Source organism: Bradyrhizobium sp. STM 3843 (assembly GCF_000239815.1).
Classification (GTDB): Bacteria; Pseudomonadota; Alphaproteobacteria; order Rhizobiales; family Xanthobacteraceae; genus Bradyrhizobium.
The window spans coordinates 24,099-43,577 of sequence record NZ_CAFK01000001.1; the positions used below are offsets into that span (position 1 = coordinate 24,099).

The window sequence follows — 19,479 nt, forward strand, 5'->3', positions numbered from 1 at the left end:
TGCGTTTTTCGCCCGGTGTTGCCATTTGGTCCTGCGCCGCCACGAAGGCACGGGATTGCGGCAGCTAGCCTCGCCCCGTGGCGGAGCCAAGCAAAGCTCATGCCGCCGCAGCCTGCCCTGCCGTGCTTTTACGAGACCGAATCGGCCCCAATGTGGCGCAGCCGCACCGACGGTTCAGCGGCTGGCCAGGATGAGGTCCGCGGCACGGTCGCCGGAACGCACCGAACCCTCGATGGTGGCCGGTAACCCGGTATCGGTCCAATCGCCGGCCAGAGCCAGATTCTTGAACGCCGTCTTCGGGCCTGGGCGGAGCGCGTTCTGCTCCGGCGTCGCCTCGAAGGTGGCCCGCCGCTCGCGCACGATCTGCCAGGGCGGCAGTTGGGCCGGCAGCTCTGCCGGACCCCCGGCCGCCTTGCGGACGTCGGCCCAGATCGCGGAGGCAAGCTCCTCGCGCGGCTGATCAACCAAGCGGTCGCCATTGCTGATGGTCACCGACAGCCGTTGCGGGAATGCGAACAGCCATTCGACCAATCCCCCGATCACACCGAGAATCGGCGGCGCATCGCGCGGCGGGTCGATCCTGAAATGCGCGTTGACGATGGCGCGGAATTTGGTCGGCACCTTCAGTCCCGGCAGCAAGGTCGCGGCCGGGCGCGGCGGCACCGCCAGCACGACCACATCGTCCGGCCCCAAAGCGATCGTCTCGTCGCCGCCGAAGGTGAGTCCCGTGACGCTGCCGCCAGAACTCTGCAAGCCCCGCAGTTCGCGACCGATGCGAACGCTGCCGCCCTTCCCTTCGAGATACTTCACCGCCGGATCAATCAGGACACCGGACAGACCGTCACGCGCGATCAGCGGCCGGCAGGCCTGCCCACCGGCGAGCAGGGTCTCGCGGACGATCGCGCCGGCCAGCCCCGCCGACCCCTCCGGCGGATCGCAGTTGAGCGCCGCCAGCAGTAGCGGCTGCACCAGGCGGTCATACAGCGTGCCCTTGCAGGCGATGGTGCTGCCGATCGTCTTGTCCGTGCCGGCCCAGATCAGCGGAGACAGCGCGAGATAATCGCGCAAGGCGGTATCCGGCACGCGCCGGCTCTCGTCGAACACCCAGAGCGGCAGCCGGCCGTTGCCGAGATCGAGCAGCCAGCGCTGGTCGGTCCTGATATCGACGAAGGCAAACTGCGCCTGCTTTGGTCCGACCAGGCCGGCCTCAGACCCGATCGTCTTGGCGTAAGCAAGCACATGATGGTTGGCGGACAGCAGCAGGTGGTTGCCATTGTCGATCACGAGATCGGTCGCGGCGTCGTAGTAGGAGCGGCAGCGGCCGCCGATCTGCTGCGTCGCCTCGTGGACATGCACGACATAGCCGGAATTGGCGAGCCGCACGCCGGCCGAAAGGCCGGAGATCCCGGCGCCGATGATGTGGGCGGTTTTCTGCATCAGATCAAAGCGTAGCGGAGGATGATGCCGAGCTTGGTGGCCTTGCTCACGCGCACCGGCTCGCGCGGGAGCGCAAAGCCGCGAGCGAGCAAGAGATCGAGCACGGCGCGGTAGTATTTCGACATGATCCGCGGCGCCCGCACCGCGCGGCGGCGGTTGCGCTTCATGATCTCGTCGGATTTCTCGAAATGCGCCTTGGCGTGCACCGCAAGCGAATTGCAGACCTTTGGCAGCGCGCGGTCGGCGGTCACCTTGGCGGGGTCGTTACCGGTAATGCCGGCATGCAGCAGCGCCTCGCGCGGCAGATAGAGCCTGCCGAGTTGCGCATCCTCATCGATGTCGCGCAGGATGTTGGTGAGCTGCAGCGCGCGCCCCAGATGGTGCGCGAGCAGGATGCCGTCTTCCTCAGGCATGCCGAACACGCGCACCGACAAGCGCCCGACTGCACTGGCCACCCGGTCGCAATAGAGATCGAGAGTGGCGAAGTCCGGCGCGCGAATGTCCTGCGGCACGTCCATTTCCATGCCGTCGATGATGGCCAGAAAGTCCTCGCGCTTCAGCCCAAACGTCCTGACAGTATCGACGAAGTCGCGCAGCCGCTGCGGCGGATGGCCCTGATACAGCGCGTCGATATCGTCGCGCCAGCGCTGCAGCGCGGCCAGCCGCTCCTCGCGCGGTCCGTCGGAATCGGCGATGTCGTCGACCTGTCGGCAGAAGCTGTAGATCTGCAGCATCGCCTGGCGCTGCGCGCGCGGCAGGATCCGCATTGCGGCGTAGAACGAGCTGCCGGAGGCGGCGGCTTCGTAGTCGGTGGTTTCGGCCGTGGCTTCGAGGGTCATGCGCCGGCCGCCGATTTCGACGCAGGATGACGTCCGAGCATGCGGCGGCCAGTTTCGCCTGCGATGGCACTGATGCTGCAGCCGAGCAGTTCGAGCGGACTGAGATGGACGCGTTCGCTCAAGGGGTCGCGCTCCCGTAACATGCGCACGATGCGATCCGCGAAGGCCTGGATCAGGGCAATCTCAAGCCCGAGGCGGAAATCCTTGACGCCGCTGTTCAAGTCCCGGCCCTCATCGAGCAAGGCCGCATTGCGCGCAGCAAGCTTGTGCAGACAGGCGAGCAGCGGTGCCGACGCCTTGGGCTCGCCAAGCATCTCGACCGTGGCGCCAAATTCGGCAAGCGTGTCGCGCGGCAGATAGACGCGGTTGAGCGCCTTGTAGTCCTTGCCGCAATCCTGAAGATGGTTGTTGATCTGCAAAGCGGCACAGATCGCGTCGGAGGCAGGCCAGGTCGCAATGCTCTCGCCATGCACATCGAGCAGGAAACGCCCGACCGGCATCGCCGAATAGCGGCAGTAGTGGATGAGCTCGTCCCAGTTCTCGTAGCGCAGCTTCGTCACATCCATGCGGAAAGCGGCCAAGAGATCGAGCGCATGGCGCGGCGGCATCGCGCGAGCAGCGAAGGCGCGGCGCAACGCGACCGCCACGTCCTGAGTGTCGCCCTGCCCCGCAAGCTCGGCCTCGAGCAGGTCGAGCAGTCGCAGCTTTTCATCCGCCGCAAGCGAGGGATGATCGGCGATGTCGTCGGCGGTGCGGACGAAATTGTAGAAAGCGAGGATCAGCGGCCGGTGCTCCGGACGGATGATCCAGGAGGCCACCGGAAAGTTCTCGTCCCGGTGTGTCTTGCCGGATCGCAAATCGCTCGCGGTGGTCATAGGGACAACAAACTATCAGGTTGACAGGCGTGGGGGCCAACAATGCCCGTCCCTCGCCGATCGCGAAGGATTTGCCGGTCTCATATAGGCGAAGATTCCGCCAAAACCAATGCAAACTGCGCGCGGGCGGCTCCGCCGGCACTTCGAACGTGCCGGCGGTCGTTAACCCAAGCTCGGAGAGTTAAGGCTTATTGGTTGTGGTTCTTCAGCACCTGATCGCAGGCTTGGCTGATCTTGGCGCGGTTTTCCTTCAGGCACGCCAAAACGGTGAAATCGCCCTGATCCATCACCGGCCGGCAGAACTTCTGCACGTCACGCGTACAGGCGGCCTGCTCCTCGGGCGTACCGCTGCGCCCAGCGCCCTGAGCATAAGCGCCGGTGGAGAGGGAGAGCGACAGCAGGGAAAGTGCCAGACAAATCTTACGCATCGTGTTCCTTCATTCGACAGCAGGCCATTGCCCGACGCAGAGTCCGGGAACGACCGTTCGGTTTGCAAGAGCCGCAAGCCCTCCCAGCGCCCGAAACGCTGCCCAATGCGGCCAGATTTGCGCCCAAAAGTTCCGAACCAAACCGGCTCGGGGGTCGATCCTTCGCACAAACAAGCTTTTGATACTAGGGCATTATTTTACAGGCGCGGTTTTTCGCATTTGGCTGTTGCAAGCATGCCGCGCAGACCGTTAGATGCGCCGCCGCCGGAACCACGAGGGCGTGTTGCGGCTTTGCGGATCGCGGCGTGCCGTCCGGCTGTCATTTGAACCTCACACACGGCGGAGACACTAAGTGGTCGATGCGGCGAGACATGTCTTGCGGAAGAGCGTCATTTAGGATGGGAAACTCGATATGAAACTGTTTGGCTCAAGTCTCTCTGGACGCACCATCAAGGCAGCAGGTCTTTCGGCTGCGCTCATGATGTCGGTGTCCGCTGGCCATGCCCAATCCGGCGGCCCCTTTGTCGGCTTCGACGGCAACTGGTCGGGCACAGGTACCGTTGCGCTGTCGGATGGGACCACCGAGCGCATCCGCTGCAAGGCCAACTACAAGGTCGATGGCATAAACCTGAAGCAGAGCCTGCAATGCGCCAGCGACAGCTACAAGTTCATTCTCTCCAGCGACGTGACCAGCCAGGGCGATCGCATCTCCGGCAATTGGAGCGAGTCCAGCCGTAACGTCAACGGCGAGCTGCAGGGCACCGCCGGCCACGGCCAGATCGAGGTGTTCGTGCAAGCCGCCGGCTTTGCCGCCAGCCTGTCGCTGCGGACCAACGGCAACAAGCAGACCGTGAGCATCAGCTCGAAGGGCGAGATCCGCGGCGTCAACATCACGATGACGAAGACCTGAGCGGTCGGTCGACCATCAAGACGTCTCGCAACAGCGGCTCCGATATCGTCGGAGCCGCTTCTCTTTCAAGGTTCGCAAACAGAGGCCGAGACTGTCGCTCGGCTGCCGCCTCAAACCGCCTTGCGATTGAACTTCTGCGCGATGTTGATCAGGAACATCGCGGTCGGCCGCAGGATGAAGAGGTCGGCGACCAGTGCCGCCACCATCGAGAACGCGCTGAGCCAGCCGAACAGGCGCAGCGACGGCAGGTCGGAAAACACCGTCACCACGAGGCCGCAGGCCAGCACCACGGTGGTCAGGATCAGCGCGGGGCCGACCAGCACCGTGGCGCGCTCGACGGCCACCGCCGCGCTCACATCCGGCGTGCTTTCCAGCCGTAGCCGGTTGAGGAAGTGGATCGTCGCCGAGAGGCCGAGGCCGAACGAGACGGTGAGCGCCACCACGCTGGCGAATTGCAGGCCCTCCCCCATCGCCCATAGCAGGGTGCCGGACATCACCACCGGGAAGATGCCCGGCAGGATGCAGGCGAACATCACCACCCAGGAGCGGAAGGCGAGCCCGATGAACATCGCGACCAGCGCGAACTCCACCGTGAGGCCGCGGTTCAGCTTCTCGATCATGCTGGCCGAGTTGCGCGCGGCGATTGCGGCGAGACCGGTGACTGCGATCTCATAGCCGGGATGTGCCTTCCGGACCGCATCGAGCTCGTGGTCGAGCTTGTCGACCACCGGCAGCAACTGGCTGGAATCGAGGTCAGGCACACGGCCTGCGACCACGACCGCGTCCTGCTCCGCATCGATGAAGCGGCGCACCAGATGCTCGGGGATCAGGTTGACGTATTCCTTCAGCGTTGCGACGTCGTCGCTTCCCGCCTTTTCGGCGAGCCAGCGCCGCAACGTCTCCACCGACCACACATTGCCGACGCCGGCCGTCTTCTCCACCGTGGCATGCACGTCAGCGATCGTCTGCAAGGTCTCCGGCGCGTAGAGCGAGGCGCCCTTCGGAAACTGGATCAGCACGTTCACCGGATTGGCACCGGTCAGCTTGGCATCGAGCCGGTCGCTGGCGGCCACCGCCTGCCGCTTGTCCGGCACCTGGTCGGCCAGCCGATAGCGCGGCTCGAGATTGGCGTAGATCACGGCGAGCGAGCCGACGAACACGACCGCGATCAGGCTGAACAGGCCGGGCCGGCCGACCATGCGCACCGCGATCCAGTAGCAGAAGTTGCGCAGCGCCTGCACGCCGGCATCCGCGCTCTGGAATTTGACCGCGAAGATGCGCTCGTTGCGCACGAACAGCACGCCGAACACCGGCACCAGCGACAGCACCGCGAGCAGAGCGATGATGGTCGCGGCGAGCCCCGCCTCGCCGAATTTGCGGATCAGGTCGGAATCGGAGAATTGCAGCGCGATGAAGGAAATGCCGGCGGTCGCATGGGTCAGCACGCAGGCCGGCCCGACGACGAGCACCGCGTTCTTGAACGCGGTGTATTTGTCCTGTCCCGCAATCAGCCGGTCGCGTGCGGCAAAGGTGAGCTGCATCGAGTCCGAGAAGCTGATGACCATGATGAGCGGGGTCATCACGTTCAGGAACATGTTGAGATTGAAATTGGCCCAGCCGAGCGCCCCGAGCGCCAGCAGGATCGCGATCATGGGCGGAAACGCCGCCACGACCATGAAGGAGATCTTGCGGAAGAAGATGATGGCGATGATGCAGCCGGCGAGAATGCCGAGGATGTTGTAGGTCAGCCCGTCGCGCTCGACCGCGTTGCGGATTTCGAGCTGCATCACCGGGACGCCGGAGAGCTGCACGTTGAGGCCGGTATCGGCGAGATCCTCGGTCATCAGCTTGCGGATGTCGCCGACGACTTTGCCGAGCTCGCTGCTGGCAACCACTTTCGGATCGAGCGACAGCACGATCAGCGCCAGCGTGCCGTCTTCGGACAGCAGCTTGCCACGGATGATCTCGTTGGATTTCACCGTCTCGATGAATTTGTCGTAGGCGTCGCCTTCGGGAAGCTCGGACGGAAACAGCGCCGCCGGCAGCTTGCCGGGCGCCGGCGCCTGACGGGCCGAGAACAGCGAGACCAGGCCGCGGGTGCCGTCGACCAGCTGCAGGTCAGTCACGAAGTCCCGCAGCTTCTGCAGATTGTCGCGCGTCAGCAGGTTCTTGCCTTCGACCACGACCAGGACATCGAACTCCTCGGCCGGGAATTTCTTGGTCACCTCTTCATATTGGTGGAATTCCTTGCTGTCGGAGCGGAACAGCTGGCTGAGCGAATCGTCGATCTTGATGCGCTGGATGCCGAACACCGCGCCGATGATCAGGGCGACCAGCACGATACAGGAGATGATCGGGGCCTTGACGGCGAACAGACCGATCCGCTCCAGGCCGAAGGCGATGCTGCCGAGCGGCCGAGTCTCGACCTTTTCGACATGGACTTCATTGTCGCGTCTGACTTCGAGCATGCCCTGTCCAGTTGTTGAAGCTCGGTCCTGGCTCAAGCCTGAGCGGAGATGGCAAAAATGCGGCCGCTCAGCGCAGATTGATTGGCCGCATTATGGCCCAAAGCCGATGTTAAGCCTTGAAAACATACGTAAATTCTTTCGCCCGTCTAGCAGGTCTGTCGCGCCGCTCGCAAGCGCACAACGTGACACAAGTCGGAGAGAGCCCATAATTTCCGCATACGTCGTGATTCTGCCACGACGTTTTTCATACCGGCAGTTGCGGCGTACCATCACTCTCGTCTTTCAACGCCACCCCGGTCAGCTGTAGCTTCAAACCCTCGCGCGCGAGCCAGGCGATCTTGGCCGCGGCCTCGTCGTAGCTCAGCCCGGCGCGATGGATGTTGGAGACGCAGTTCCGCTCGGCATCGCTGCGGCCGATCCGCGGCGCGAAGGTGAGATAGGCACCGAGGCTGTCGGGCGCCGACAGCCCGGGCCGCTCTCCGATCAGCATCGCGACCAGCCGCGCGCCGAGCAGCTCACCGATTTCGTCGCCGAGCGCGACCCGGGCGCCGCTCGCGATGACGACCGGCCCCACCGCGATCTCGGCAGCGGCAAGCCGCGGCAGCAGCGCGCGCACCAGCGGAGTGGCATGGGCATGAACGCCCTTCGGCGACAGCCCGTCGCCGATCACGATCACGACATCACGCCCCTGCTCCGCCGACGCGAGCCGCTGCGCTGAGAGCGAATCGAGCCTGCGACCGAGATCGGGCCGACTCAGATAATCCCTGCGATTCGCCGCGCGGCTTGCGACGGTGAGCGTGGCAAGATCGAGCTGCGATAGCCCTTCGACGATCGGAGCGGGATCGAAGGCCGCATGCACCGCATCGCGGGCGCGCGCGTGATCGAGGGTGAATTCGAGCCAGGGACGGGTTGGCATGCTGGCGCCGGCACGTCCAAGCGCCAGACGCGCCGGCGTCAAGGCCCGCAGATCGGCCAATGAAAGCGGCTTGCCCGGCGACGGCTCGGAGGCCGGGGTGACCGACCCCGGTTTGTCCGGGGTTGATACGGGCTCTGTCACGGGTGGCTCATTCGGCGGGAACCGAGGCCTCGCGCAGCCGGATCGAGTAGTTCGAGGCGTTCTGGTGGCCATGGGAGGCAGCGCGCGCGAACATGATCAGATGGTGCGCGATCAGCGATACCGCGATGAAGTTCTCGATCTCGCCGCGCTTGAGTTGGCCGAGAGCGAACCTCCAGAACGGCCGCTTGTAGTCGCCGAGCACGCCGACCTTCCAGAAGATCTTGGCGATCATCACGAGGCCGCGCCTGACATTCGGCCAGCTCTTCATCTCGTCACTGACGGGGACCTTGATGCGGTTGGAATAGGTGTGGTCGCACTGGTGCTGGAAGCGCGCGAACAATTTCTCCGGCTCGTAGGCCTCCTCCATGCAGCGCCGCCAGGACTCGAGCACCTGTTCATAGGGCAGCAGGAATTTGACGTTGGAATCGCGACTGTCGTCATCGACCAGCCTGCCCTCCCGCGCCAGGCGGTCCCAGAGCGGCGTCTTCGGCAGCGCCTGCAGCAGGTTGATCGTGAGCAGCGGAATGTGCGACTGCGCGATGAACTGAAGCAGCGCATCCGTGGTCTCAGGCGTGTCGGTGTCGAGCCCCATGATGATGCCGGACACCACCTCCATGCCGTAGTTGTTGATGGTCTTGATGCCCTCCAGGATCGGGACCATCATGTTGTGGTCCTTCTGCATCGCCGTCAGCGCATCGGGATCGGGCGTCTCGATGCCGCAGAAGATGGTGATGAAATAGGCTTCCTTCATCTTCTCCAGGATCTCGGGCCGCTTGGCGATGTTGAGCGTCGCTTCGCAGGCGAGCCGCATCACATAGCCGGTGCGCTTCTGCCACTCGATCAGATGCGGGAGCAGGTCCAGCGTCGCCTTGCGGTTGCCGATGAAATTGTCGTCGACGAAATAGACCGAGCCGCTGACGCCGCACTCGCGGAGCTTGTCGAGTTCGGCGATGATCTGCTGCGGCGTCTTGATCCGGGGATTGCGGCCATAGAGGCCCGGGATGTCACAGAACTCGCACTGGTACGGGCAGCCACTGGAATATTGGATGCTGCCGAGGAAGTACTTTTTCACCTCCGCAAGCTCATAGGCCGGGACCGGGAAATCGGTCATGGCCACGCGCTCTTTGGTCGTGAAGACGACCTGCTGCGCCGGCCGCGACACGTCGCGCGACAGCAGCCGGATCAGATCGTCGGTGGCATCGCCGAGCTCGCCGACATGAAGATAGTCGAAGCTTGGGTAGTAGTCCGGACAGGCGCTGACCGAAGGCCCGCCAAGCGCGACCGGCAGATTGAATTCATGCGCGCGGCGGCCGACGTCATTGATCTGCTGGCGCTGGATGTGCATGCCGCTGACGAACACGACTTCGGCCCATTCGAAGTCGTCCCTGCTCGCGGGCCGGATGTTCTCGTCGATGAAGCGGACCTGCCATGCTTCCGGAAGATAGGCCGCGATCAGAAGCAGCCCCTGCGGCGGCATGAAGGCCTGCACGCCATCCGTCAGCGGATAGGCATATTCAAACGTGCCGAACGAAGACGTATAGCGCGGAAACACGCAAAGAATACGACGTGCGGTCTCGATGCCTTCAAATCTCATCGATCGTCCCTTGCGACATCATGCAAAGCAGGGCCAGCATAAAGCCGTGCTGCCCAACGCGCCACCTCTTCGTGGATATTTGACGATCATCTCGCGACGCTTTGACGCGCGGCGGATAACTTATGTTCATGCCGCGTGGAACGATGACCAGTCTCGCTCGGCATCAGGCGATCAGGCGCGCGGCAAAATCGGGTAGCAGCCCGCTGCCAGCCGCAGGCCGGCCCTCCCGGTCGCAAAGGCCGATCCGCACCAGCCACTCCTCGAATTCCGGGGCGCGCTTGAGGCCGAACAAATCACGCACATAGAGTGCGTCCTGGAACGAGGTCGACTGATAGTTCAGCATCACGTCATCGGCGCCTGGAACCCCCATGATGAAGGCGACGCCGGCGGCGGCGAGCAAGGTCAGGAGCACGTCCATGTCGTCCTGATCGGCCTCGGCATGGTTGGTGTAGCAGATGTCGACCCCGAGCGGCAGGCCAAGCAGTTTGCCGCAGAAATGATCCTCCAGGCCGGCGCGGATGATTTCCTTGCCGTCGTAGAGATATTCCGGCCCGATGAAGCCGACCACGCTGTTGACGAGCAGCGGCTGATAGGCGCGCGCCACCGCGTAGGCCCGGGCCTCACAGGTCTGCTGGTCGACACCGTGATGCGCATTGGCCGACAGCGCCGAGCCCTGCCCGGTCTCGAAATACATGACATTGTCGCCGATGGTGCCGCGGTGCAGCGCGCGGCCGGCCTCACAGCCCTCGCGCAGAAGCGCGAGATTGATGCCAAAGCTCGCATTGGCGGCCTCCGTACCGGCGATCGACTGGAATACCAGATCGACCGGCAGGCCCTGCTCGATCAGCCGCAGGGTGGTCGTTACATGCGTCAGCACGCAGCCTTGGGTCGGAATTGCGCCGCGCGCGATGATCTCGTCCAACAGGCGCAGCAGGCCCCCGATAACCGTGGGATCGTCGCTTGCGGGATTGATGCCGATGCAGGCGTCGCCCGCGCCGAGCAGCAGGCCGTCGAGGATCGAGGCGGTGATGCCCTTGGCATCATCGAAGGGATGGTTCGGCTGCAGGCGCACACTCATCCGGCCAGGCAGGCCGATCGTGTTGCGGAACGCCGCCTTCACCTGGCACTTCTTTGCCGCCAGGATCAGGTCCTGGTTGCGCATCAGCTTGGAGACGGCCGCTGCCATCTCCGGCGTGATGCCCGGCGCCAGCCACGCCAGCATGTCCGACGTCGCCGTATCCGACAGCAGGAAATCGCGAAAGCCGCCAACCGTCATCGATGCGAGCGGCGCAAAGGCGGCCGCATCGTGACTGTCGACGATCAGCCGCGTCACCTCATCATCTTCATAAGGGATCACCTGCTCCTGCAGGAACTGTGCGAGCGGCAGGTCGGCCAAAGCCATGCGCGCCGCGATCATCTGCTCGGCGCTCTCGGCAGCGAGGCCGGCGAGGCGGTCGCCGGAGCGCGGCGGGGTCGCCTTGGCCAGGAGATCGCGCAGATCATGGAAGACGTAAACGGTGGACGCGATGACGTGGCGATAGGCCATTGGCTCTCAATCCGTCTTTGGACGACTTCGCATTCAAAACCTATCAGCCTTGCCGGGACAAGCGATGGCCGAACAAGGCTTTGGCGAAACAAGACGCACAGCGCACCCCAGTCCTTTTCGGCCGACGCTGTTTGCAAGACCGCACCCTCGCCTCCCTTTCCGTCCCGGCCGTCGAGCCCTGATCCAGAGCTCAGCCCAGTCCACAATCACTTGAAATTAATAAGCAATCTTACGATGGTTGTATGGTAGCGACGACCCACCTTAACGTTTTTTCCATGACCACATTGCATATTTTGCTCAACGCCCCGAGCTCGCCTGCGGCCTCGGAACAGGAGCCCGCATGTCCGCCCCCATGATGTCCGACCCGTCGACTCCAGCCATGACTCGCCGCCACTCGGTTGCGGTGAAGCTCTACGCGATCTTCGCCCTGTTTGCGTTCTTGACCGCCGCCATCACATGGCTGTCGGACTACAATTCGCGTCGGGCGTCCGAGCTGACGCAAGCGATCCAGACCGCGAACCTCGCCGCGCTGAACGTCGAGCGCGTGAACTCGCTGGTCTATGCCGTCGTCATGGAATCGCGCGGCGTCTATATGTCGACCGATCCCGCCGTCGTGCGCAAATACGGCGAAGGGCTCATGAATTTCAACAAGGAGATTCTCGCCGTCGTCGCCAAATGGCACGCCATCGTGCAGGCTGATGACGCCGAGCAATTCGCCACCTTCAAGAAGCGCATCGAGCAGTTCGTAGATTTCCGCACCGAGCTGGTGCGCCGCGCCAACGAGATCAGCCCGGCAGCGGGCCGCGAATGGGGCGACAACGACGCCAATCGTTCGGTGCGCTCGGCGCTCAACAAGGATCTCGAATCGCTGTCCAAGGTCTATGCCGATCGCGGCCGCCGCATTGCCGAGGACACCGAGACCAACCGGAAATTCTCGCTGCTGCTGACCGGCCTCGGCGGTCTCGCCATGCTGCTGGTGGTGGCCGGCGTCATCATCATCTCGCGCGCGATCGCCAAGCCGCTGTCGGTGATTACGGCGACGATCCGCAACGTCGCGACCGGCACCGAGAACGTCACGGTGCCGCATGCCGAGCGCGCCGACGAAATCGGCGAGCTCGCCCGCGCCATCTGCGTATTCCAGGAGGCGATGGCACATAACCGCGACCTCAATGCGCAAGTCTCTGAGGACGCCGAGGTCCGCGAAGCGCGCGCCCGCCACATCGAGCAGGCCGTCGAGGAATTCCGGCAGGCGATCGGCACCGTGATGCAGACAGTGAACCAGAACGCGGTTGCGATGCGCCGGACCGCCGAGACAATCAGCCGGCTGACCACCGAGGCCAATGAACGTGCGCTGGCCGCAGCCGGCGCCACCACGCAGGCCTCCGGCAACGTCTCAGCCGTGGCCAGCGCCGCCGAGGAGCTGTCGGCCTCGGTCGAGGAGATCGGCCGGCAGATCCGGCAATCGGCCGGCGCGGTCGAGCAGACCGGACAGCGCACCGAGCGGTCCATCTCGGAGATCGAGGGACTAGCCGCCGCGACGCAGCGCATTGACGGGGTGCTGACCCTGATCCAGACCATCGCCGAGCAGACCAACCTCTTGGCGCTGAACGCCACCATCGAGGCGGCACGCGCCGGCGACGCCGGGCGCGGCTTCGCGGTCGTCGCCCACGAGGTCAAGGCCTTGGCCGGACAAACCGCCAAGGCGACCGAGGAGATCAGCGCCAATATCGGCCAGATCCAGACCTCGACCAAGACCGCGGTCGAGGCCGTGCGCGAGATCGGCGGGGCGGTGCGCGGCATCAACGAGATCACCTCCAACATCGCCAACGCGGTCGCACAACAGGACACCGCGACGCGCGAGATCTCGGTCAATGCGCAGTCGACCGCACAAGGCAACCAGACCTTGGTGGTCAATATCGGCTCGCTGCGCGATGCGATCGGCGAGACCAGCAGCGCCGCGGCTTCCGTGCTTGCGGCATCCGGCGATCTCGACACGACCGCGGCAAGCCTGGCGCGCGAGGTCGAGAAGTTCTTCCAGAATTTGCGCGCCGGCGCATCCGGGCAGCAGGACCGGCGGAAGGCGGGCTGACCACAAGGCGGCGAGACATAGGCCTGGCCCGGCGATCCGGGCCCGAGCCACAAAATTCTGCCGGCAAAGTGATCCAAGCTTGGCGCTCATTCGTTCCGGTTCTGAAACAGGCATACCGGGACGATGACCACAGGGATTCGAGCTGCTAGAGTCGCACGATGGAACCTGGCATCCTCCCGGCGGGGAGCATTGCGGGCGCGGGTCGGCGTGAGGTCGGGCTGCGCGAACAGAAGGCCGAACGCGAACGTGGACTGGGCGGAACTGATTGGACGCGTCGCATCGCGCGGCGACCGTGCGGCGTTCAAGGCCCTGTTCGAGTACTTCGGACCGCGGATCAAGGGATTTCTGATCAAAACCGGCTCCAACGCCGATGATGCCGAGGAGATTGCGCAGTCAACCATGGTCGCCGTCTGGACCAAGGCCGCCCAGTTCGATCCGGCCAGCGCCGGGGCGGCGGCATGGATCTTCACCATCGCGCGCAACCTGCGGATCGATGCCGCACGGCGCGCGGCCCGCGACGGCCGCCTCGGCCAAGAGAGCGCGCGCGATGATGAAGCCGATCCGAACCTCGCATCAGATCTGATCGTGTCGCGGGTCGAGGACACCGCGCGGGTGGCGGCCGCGATCGAAAGATTGTCGGCCGAGCAATCCACGGTGATCCGCCTGTCGTTCATCGAGGAGCGGCCCCATTCGGAGATCGCTGCCGCGCTCGGCCTGCCGCTGGGTACGGTGAAATCGAGGATCAGACTGGCGATGAATCGCCTCAGAGAGCTGTTGGACGACGCGACATGACGATCAGCCATCACCCGCCCGAAGACCTGCTGGCCGACTTCGCCATCGGCGCGCTCGACGCGGCCGAGCAGCTGGTCGTCGGCGTCCACGTCGCGGACTGCCCGAGGTGCCGGCGCTTCGTTCGCGCCGTGGAGCAGCTCGCGGGAGCGTCGCTCGAGGCGATCCCACCGGTCGCGATGGCGGACAGCGCGTTCGACGCGGTGATGGCGCGCATCGACAGCAGGCCAAAGGCTGCGCCGCAAATCAACGAAGCCGCGGGCGCCGATCCCGAGCTGACGGATCTTCCGGAGCTGGTCAAACGCTGCAAGATCGGCAAGCGCCGGCGCGTTGCGCCTGGCCTCAGCATGCGGCCGATCCTGCTCTCCGGCGCCGGCCCGTCGCGGGCATTTCTGCTGCGTGCCGAACCGGGCACGCGGATGCTGGAGCATTCCCATTCCGGCACCGAGCTCACTTTGGTGCTGCACGGCAGCTTCAGCCACGATGGCGGCCGCTACGGTCCTGGCGATTTCGACTATGGCGATGACGAGGTCGATCATCGCCCGATCGTCGGCGATGAAGGCCCCTGTCTCTGCCTGGTGGCCATGACCGGCGATTTGCGGATGCACGGCCTGCTCGGCCGCCTGATCAGCCCCTTCGTCCGGCTCTAAAGGATGACGGCGCGACCGCCGCGGTGATCCACCGCTGCTCCTCCCTCGTTTCCTAACAAGAATCGAGGGAGAGGGACGATGCGATCCGAGCTCTTGGAGCGGCGCGGCGGTGTCGCGCATCTCAGTGCGCTGCTGGCGGCCGTGGCGGCCCATGATGAACTGGCCTTCGCCGAGCTCCACGCGCAGACCAGGACCAAGATGCGCAAGACGGTGCGCGCTTTGCTGCCCGCCTCGACCGACATCGATGACGTGCTGCAGGACGGCTATTTGAAGATCTGGCGCCACGCCAAGAGCTTCGATCCGGCCCGCGCCTCCCCGATCACCTGGATGTGCACGATCATGCGCAACACCGCCATCGATGCGTTACGCGCCGCGGCGGCACCGATGTCCGAACTGGACGAGGCGCTGTCGGTGCCCGATCTGACCGACACGAGCGCTGACGATTTCGACTATGCGCGGGCCGAGCCGCTCGCGCGCGAAGCCTTGGCACGTCTGCCGGAGCAGCGGCAGCGGCTGCTGACACTGGCCTATCTCGAAGGTGAAAGCCGGACCCGGCTGTCGCAGCGCTTCGGCGTCCCGGTCGGGACCATCAAGACCTGGCTGCATCGCAGCCTGCTTGCGGTCCGCAAGGATTGCCTGGGCGAGGCGCCCGAGCTGACCGCGGCGTGAGTGGCCGCGATGTCGCAATGGCCTGGTCGGATCGACGTACAATCTGCGCTCATCACATGGTGATTCGCGGAGGTCTGCTTGGTCCGGCCGAACATTGTCCGCACGATCATGATCAAGTTTGGTCTATTGATCGTCGCGCTTCTCGCCGTCGCCAGTAGCGCTTCGGCGCAACCCGACATGAAAAGTGGCTATGCGCTGGGCCCCGGGCCATGCGGCAGCGGCGCATCGTCATTCCCGAGGCTGCAGCTCGATATGAAGGCCGGCTTCTGCGCCGGCCTGGTCGCAAGCCGCGATGACGGGCTGAAATTCCCGCGCGCGATCGTCCAGATCCCGGGACGGGAGCAGTTCGTGGTCGCCGACATGGGCGGCTGGGGCCATGAGGACGGCCGGCTGCTGCTGCTCGATCCGACTGCGCCAGAGGGCAGCCGCCTCAAGGAGCTCATCACCCGGCTCTCTTATCCCTTTGCGCTGGCAATCGGTCCGGATGGAAAAATCTATGGCTCGACCGACACCAGCATTTTCCGCTTCGATCCGCTGGCCGCACAACCCAGGACGACGATCGAGACCATCATTCACGATCTCCCCGGTCGCCGGCTGACCCTGCCCGACGGCACCCAGATCGAGGAAAGCGCGCATCCGCTCAAGCAGTTCGTGTTCGACCGGACCGGACGCCTGTTCGTCAATGTCGGTTCGCACAGCGACAATTGCCTCACGCCGGCGCCGATCACGAGCCCCTGCGCGCCGGCCGAAGGCAACGCGCCGCTGGCGGCAATCTGGATGTTCACACCGCCGCAAGGCGGCATCTTTCCGGCGCTCAAAGCCGGCGATCCCAATCCGCCGCACGAGGTCTATGCGCGCGGCTTGCGTAACTCGATGGCGCTGGCGCTGCATCCGCGTTTTCCAGAGTCCGGCTACGCCTTCCTGCAAGCCGAGAACGCCCGCGACCTGCAGGACATCTTCGCGCCGAACGAGGAGATCAACGCGCTCGAGCGGGGACGGCATTATGGCTGGCCGTATTGCTACGACCTCGCGACGCCGAGCCCCGAATTCAAGCGGGTGCTGCAATCCGGGCCTTTCAAGGATTTCTGCAAAACCAACGCGACCTACAAACAACCGTTCTCGCTGCTGCCGCCGCACGGCGCGCCGCTCGGCATGCTCTACTACAAGGGCGACAAATTCCCCGAGCTCGACGGCAGGCTGCTGATCGGCCTGCATGGCTATCGCCCGACCGGCAGCCGGCTCTTGGCTTATGAGGTCGACGATCACGGCTTTCCGAAGCTCAGCGAAGCACCAGTCCGCTATCACGTCAGTTGCGCCGCCGAGCCGACGCGCGCCTTCCAGACCGAGGCCGGTCCCGTGCCCGCGGCGGCCTTTGACGAGATCATCTCGGGCTGGCACCGCGTCAACGGCATCAGGCCACAAGGTGCGCCGGTCGGGATGACCGTCGCCGCTGATGGCGCGATCTGGCTGGTCGAGGACAAGAACCAGACCGTGATCCGGATCGATCGCACCAGCGGCGATCCGCCGGCGGCGCTCCCTTGCGACACCAGGAGTGCGGCGCTGATCGATCAGCTCGCGCGCTTTGTCGCCGACGATGCGGCCAGCCGCGCACGACTGACATCCGTGCGCAAGGGCCTGATCGAGAAGCACTGTATGAGCTGCCATTCCGATTTCGGCCTGAAGGCCGGCCAATCCGATCAGGAGAAGGACCAGGCGGCGCTGCGCTTCATGCTGGCCCAGGATGGCTGGATCTATCCCGGAGATCCCGAGGCTGGCAGGTTGCGCCAACGGCTGCGCGGGCTCGGTGCCGAGCGGCTGATGCCGCCTGGCGGCGAAAATCTGCCCAAAACGGAACCGGGCTACGCCAAACTGCTTGACCAGGCTGACCAGCTGGTCGCCAAGATGGTTCCGGGCACCCCGATGCGGGTCAAATCGGGCGGCCCGCCGCATCGAAAATTCTTCGCACGCGATGGCCGGGAATGCGGAGACATTCCGTTCGGTAAAGTCGTCGTAGTGACACAAAGGGACGCTGTCGGTAAGCCCGGCTTCAGCCGGTTCTTCCGGCCGGCCGACACGTATCTGAACGGCACCTGCACGGACGATGATGGCTACTACATCCAACAGCAGTTTCTGGTCCCGCTGTAGCGGTGCTGCTCTCCTGATTGCGCTGGCGCCGGTGCTCGCGGCGCCTACGCAGACCAAACTGTTCGAGAGCCGGCAGATCACGCCGGCAGGCGAATATACGTTCGGCATCGAAGGCCCCGCCGCCGATCGCGACGGCAATCTGTTCGTCGTCAATCTCGGCAAGCCCGGCACGATCGGCAAGCTCGCCCCGGAAGCGACCGCCTCGGAGCTGTTCACCGGACTGCCCGACGGCAGCATCGGCAATGCGATCCGCATCGATGCCGGCGGCACGATGTTCGTCGCCGACTATAAGAGGCACAATATCTTCGCGATCGCGAGCGGCAGCGCCGAGCCGCGGCTCGTGTTCCACTCCGACCAGATGAACCAGCCGAATGACATCACGCTGGCACGCGACGGCACCATCTATGCGAGCGATCCGAACTGGAAAGGCCGCAGCGGCCAGATCTGGCGGATCATGAGAGACGCAAGCGGCAACATGCAGGGGGTCGTCATGGCCGCGCCACGCGCGATGGGCACCACCAACGGCATCGATCTCAGTCCCGACGGACGGACGCTGTATGTCGGGGAATCCAACAGCGGCGAAATCTGGTCCTATGCCATCGCAGGCGACAGGCTCACCGAGCCGAAGCTGATCAAAACGTTCGAGCCTGATACGATCGACGGCCTGCGCACCGATGTCAGCGGCCGGTTGTTCGTGGCCCGCATCCTCAAAGGCGCCATCGCGGTGCTGACACCGGATGGGCGCCTCCAGCGCGACATTGCATTGAAGGCGAAACAGCCGACCAACCTCGCCTTCGGCGGCGAGGACGGCAAGACGGTGTTCGTCAGCCAGCGCCAGGGCGGCTTCATCGAATCCTTCCGCACCGATGTCGAGGGCCGCGAGCATTGCCTGCAGCGCGGCGCGTGTTAATGCCGATTTTTCATTGGATCATCCCCGCGCTCTGGCTCGTCTTCATCGTCTACTGGGGGGTATCGGCCCTGAACGCCAAGCGCAGTATCCGGGACGCCGGCTGGTGGTGGCGGCACCTGGCCATTCGATTGGCGATCGCCCCGCTGATTATCATCGCAGTCCAAATCCCCGGCATTCGCCATGCGCTGCAGGCCGCGCTGAGCCAACATCCGAGCAGCATGCTGGCGCAGGCAACCGGTGTGTTGTTGACCGGACTTGGCATCGGCTTCGCGATTGCGGCACGAGTCTATATCGGACGCAACTGGGGCATGCCGATGTCGCGGAAGGAAGATCCGGAATTGGTGACCGGCGGCCCCTATGCGTTTGTCCGACACCCGATCTACACCGGCATCCTCGTCGCGTTGCTCGGCTCGGTGATCGGATACAGCCTGATGTGGCTGCCCGTGCTGCTGTTGTCGGTGCCCTACTTCATCTATTGCGCACGCCGCGAGGAAGCGCTGATGTGCGAGCAGTTTCCCGCGCAATATCCGGCTTACAAGCGGCGGACAAAGATGCTGCTGCCGTTCCTGCTATGATGGCCGTTGGGGCGCGCTCCGCTGGACGAGACCGTGTTTTCCGATTGCCCGTCGGGCAAATCGATGGCGGCCGATTTTGTGCGAGTAAAGCGCCAAGCTAGCTTGTGAGCGCGCTCCCGGAGCCTTCAATTGTCCCACGCCGAAAAACTAATTTATCCAAGCCGATCAATTCGATCATGGCAGTCAGGCCGTCGGCGCAAAATTATTCGATTTCTTTTTTCCAGAAATCATGTTTCTGTTGGGCATCCCGTGCTCATTGAGAGGGGCGGATCGCGATCGTCACGAACGTGGAGCGCGGGGAGCGGTGGGCGCATCAGGCTGCAGCGTGATCAATCGCGCCGACGAACAGCATGGTGCGCACGGTGAAGTCGTGATGTCCTGATACCCCGACGCTGGTATTACGCGCGTGACAATGCTTCGCATTGCATGGGCAATGGTGGCCAGAAAGCCCGGCGCACCAGGGAGACCACGTATAAGCCGTCAAACCATCGCGCGGGG

General features: G+C 64.4%; 16 protein-coding genes and 1 pseudogene. 8 read left to right on the plus strand and 9 right to left on the minus strand.

The window, feature by feature from the left end; all coding sequences use genetic code 11:
- Positions 1–174: 174 nt before the first annotated feature.
- From hpnE to BRAS3843_RS00110, 4 genes are all read right to left on the minus strand, one after another.
- On the minus strand, positions 175–1,437 hold the full coding sequence (gene hpnE, locus BRAS3843_RS00095) for a hydroxysqualene dehydroxylase HpnE (protein WP_008966619.1): 1,263 nt from the start codon (positions 1,435–1,437) through the stop codon (positions 175–177).
- Entirely contained in the window at positions 1,437–2,276 is an 840-nt protein-coding gene (gene hpnD / locus BRAS3843_RS00100) for a presqualene diphosphate synthase HpnD (RefSeq protein ID WP_008966620.1), read from the minus strand. Before hpnD ends, hpnE begins: the two co-directional genes overlap by 1 nt.
- Positions 2,273–3,151: a squalene synthase HpnC gene (gene hpnC / locus BRAS3843_RS00105; protein WP_008966621.1), complete on the minus strand. Its 879-nt coding sequence runs from the start codon at positions 3,149–3,151 to the stop codon at positions 2,273–2,275. Before hpnC ends, hpnD begins: the two co-directional genes overlap by 4 nt.
- Positions 3,152–3,339: 188 nt before the next feature.
- On the minus strand, positions 3,340–3,579 hold the full coding sequence (locus BRAS3843_RS00110; RefSeq protein ID WP_008966623.1) for a hypothetical protein: 240 nt from the start codon (positions 3,577–3,579) through the stop codon (positions 3,340–3,342).
- Positions 3,580–3,991: 412 nt separating this feature from the next.
- Between BRAS3843_RS00110 and BRAS3843_RS00115 the strand changes: the two genes are divergently transcribed.
- Complete coding sequence (locus BRAS3843_RS00115; RefSeq protein ID WP_008966624.1) at positions 3,992–4,489, plus strand: hypothetical protein; 498 nt, start codon at positions 3,992–3,994, stop codon at positions 4,487–4,489.
- A 110-nt stretch (positions 4,490–4,599) separates the two neighbouring features.
- Here BRAS3843_RS00115 and BRAS3843_RS00120 read toward each other — a convergent pair whose 3' ends face one another.
- The 4 genes from BRAS3843_RS00120 to BRAS3843_RS00135 form a co-directional block, all read right to left on the minus strand.
- Complete coding sequence (locus BRAS3843_RS00120; RefSeq protein WP_008966625.1) at positions 4,600–6,957, minus strand: MMPL family transporter; 2,358 nt, start codon at positions 6,955–6,957, stop codon at positions 4,600–4,602.
- A gap of 244 nt (positions 6,958–7,201) precedes the next feature.
- On the minus strand, positions 7,202–7,933 hold the full coding sequence (eutC, locus tag BRAS3843_RS00125) for an ethanolamine ammonia-lyase subunit EutC (RefSeq protein ID WP_035980410.1): 732 nt from the start codon (positions 7,931–7,933) through the stop codon (positions 7,202–7,204).
- Between the two features lie 88 nt (positions 7,934–8,021).
- Positions 8,022–9,608, minus strand: a complete 1,587-nt coding sequence (locus tag BRAS3843_RS00130; RefSeq protein WP_008966627.1) for a B12-binding domain-containing radical SAM protein — start codon at positions 9,606–9,608, stop codon at positions 8,022–8,024.
- Positions 9,609–9,771: 163 nt separating this feature from the next.
- Positions 9,772–11,154, minus strand: a complete 1,383-nt coding sequence (locus BRAS3843_RS00135) for an ethanolamine ammonia-lyase subunit EutB (RefSeq protein ID WP_008966628.1) — start codon at positions 11,152–11,154, stop codon at positions 9,772–9,774.
- A gap of 352 nt (positions 11,155–11,506) precedes the next feature.
- Here BRAS3843_RS00135 and BRAS3843_RS00140 point away from each other — a divergent pair, with 352 nt between their 5' ends.
- The 7 genes from BRAS3843_RS00140 to BRAS3843_RS38715 all read left to right on the plus strand — a co-directional run bounded on the left by BRAS3843_RS00140 (position 11,507) and on the right by BRAS3843_RS38715 (position 18,981).
- Positions 11,507–13,243: a HAMP domain-containing methyl-accepting chemotaxis protein gene (locus BRAS3843_RS00140; protein WP_035980412.1), complete on the plus strand. Its 1,737-nt coding sequence runs from the start codon at positions 11,507–11,509 to the stop codon at positions 13,241–13,243.
- Between the two features lie 246 nt (positions 13,244–13,489).
- Positions 13,490–14,035: a sigma-70 family RNA polymerase sigma factor gene (locus BRAS3843_RS00145; RefSeq protein ID WP_008966630.1), complete on the plus strand. Its 546-nt coding sequence runs from the start codon at positions 13,490–13,492 to the stop codon at positions 14,033–14,035.
- Positions 14,032–14,682 (plus strand): ChrR family anti-sigma-E factor, encoded by a 651-nt coding sequence (locus BRAS3843_RS00150; protein WP_008966631.1) that lies wholly within the window; start codon positions 14,032–14,034, stop codon positions 14,680–14,682. The genes BRAS3843_RS00145 and BRAS3843_RS00150 overlap by 4 nt, the downstream gene beginning before the upstream one ends.
- 78 nt (positions 14,683–14,760) lie before the next feature.
- Positions 14,761–15,351, plus strand: coding sequence for a sigma-70 family RNA polymerase sigma factor (locus tag BRAS3843_RS00155; protein ID WP_008966632.1), 591 nt, complete (start codon positions 14,761–14,763; stop codon positions 15,349–15,351).
- A gap of 177 nt (positions 15,352–15,528) precedes the next feature.
- Positions 15,529–17,496, plus strand: a complete 1,968-nt coding sequence (locus BRAS3843_RS00160) for a PQQ-dependent sugar dehydrogenase (RefSeq protein ID WP_244425077.1) — start codon at positions 15,529–15,531, stop codon at positions 17,494–17,496.
- Entirely contained in the window at positions 17,456–18,406 is a 951-nt protein-coding gene (locus BRAS3843_RS00165; RefSeq protein ID WP_035980414.1) for an SMP-30/gluconolactonase/LRE family protein, read from the plus strand. The genes BRAS3843_RS00160 and BRAS3843_RS00165 overlap by 41 nt, the downstream gene beginning before the upstream one ends.
- Positions 18,406–18,981 (plus strand): isoprenylcysteine carboxylmethyltransferase family protein, encoded by a 576-nt coding sequence (locus BRAS3843_RS38715; protein WP_008966635.1) that lies wholly within the window; start codon positions 18,406–18,408, stop codon positions 18,979–18,981. Before BRAS3843_RS00165 ends, BRAS3843_RS38715 begins: the two co-directional genes overlap by 1 nt.
- Before the next feature lie 313 nt (positions 18,982–19,294).
- On the opposite strand, the pseudogene BRAS3843_RS41855 reads toward BRAS3843_RS38715, so the two are convergent.
- Positions 19,295–19,479: pseudogene (locus BRAS3843_RS41855) on the minus strand (hypothetical protein); the annotation flags it as partial.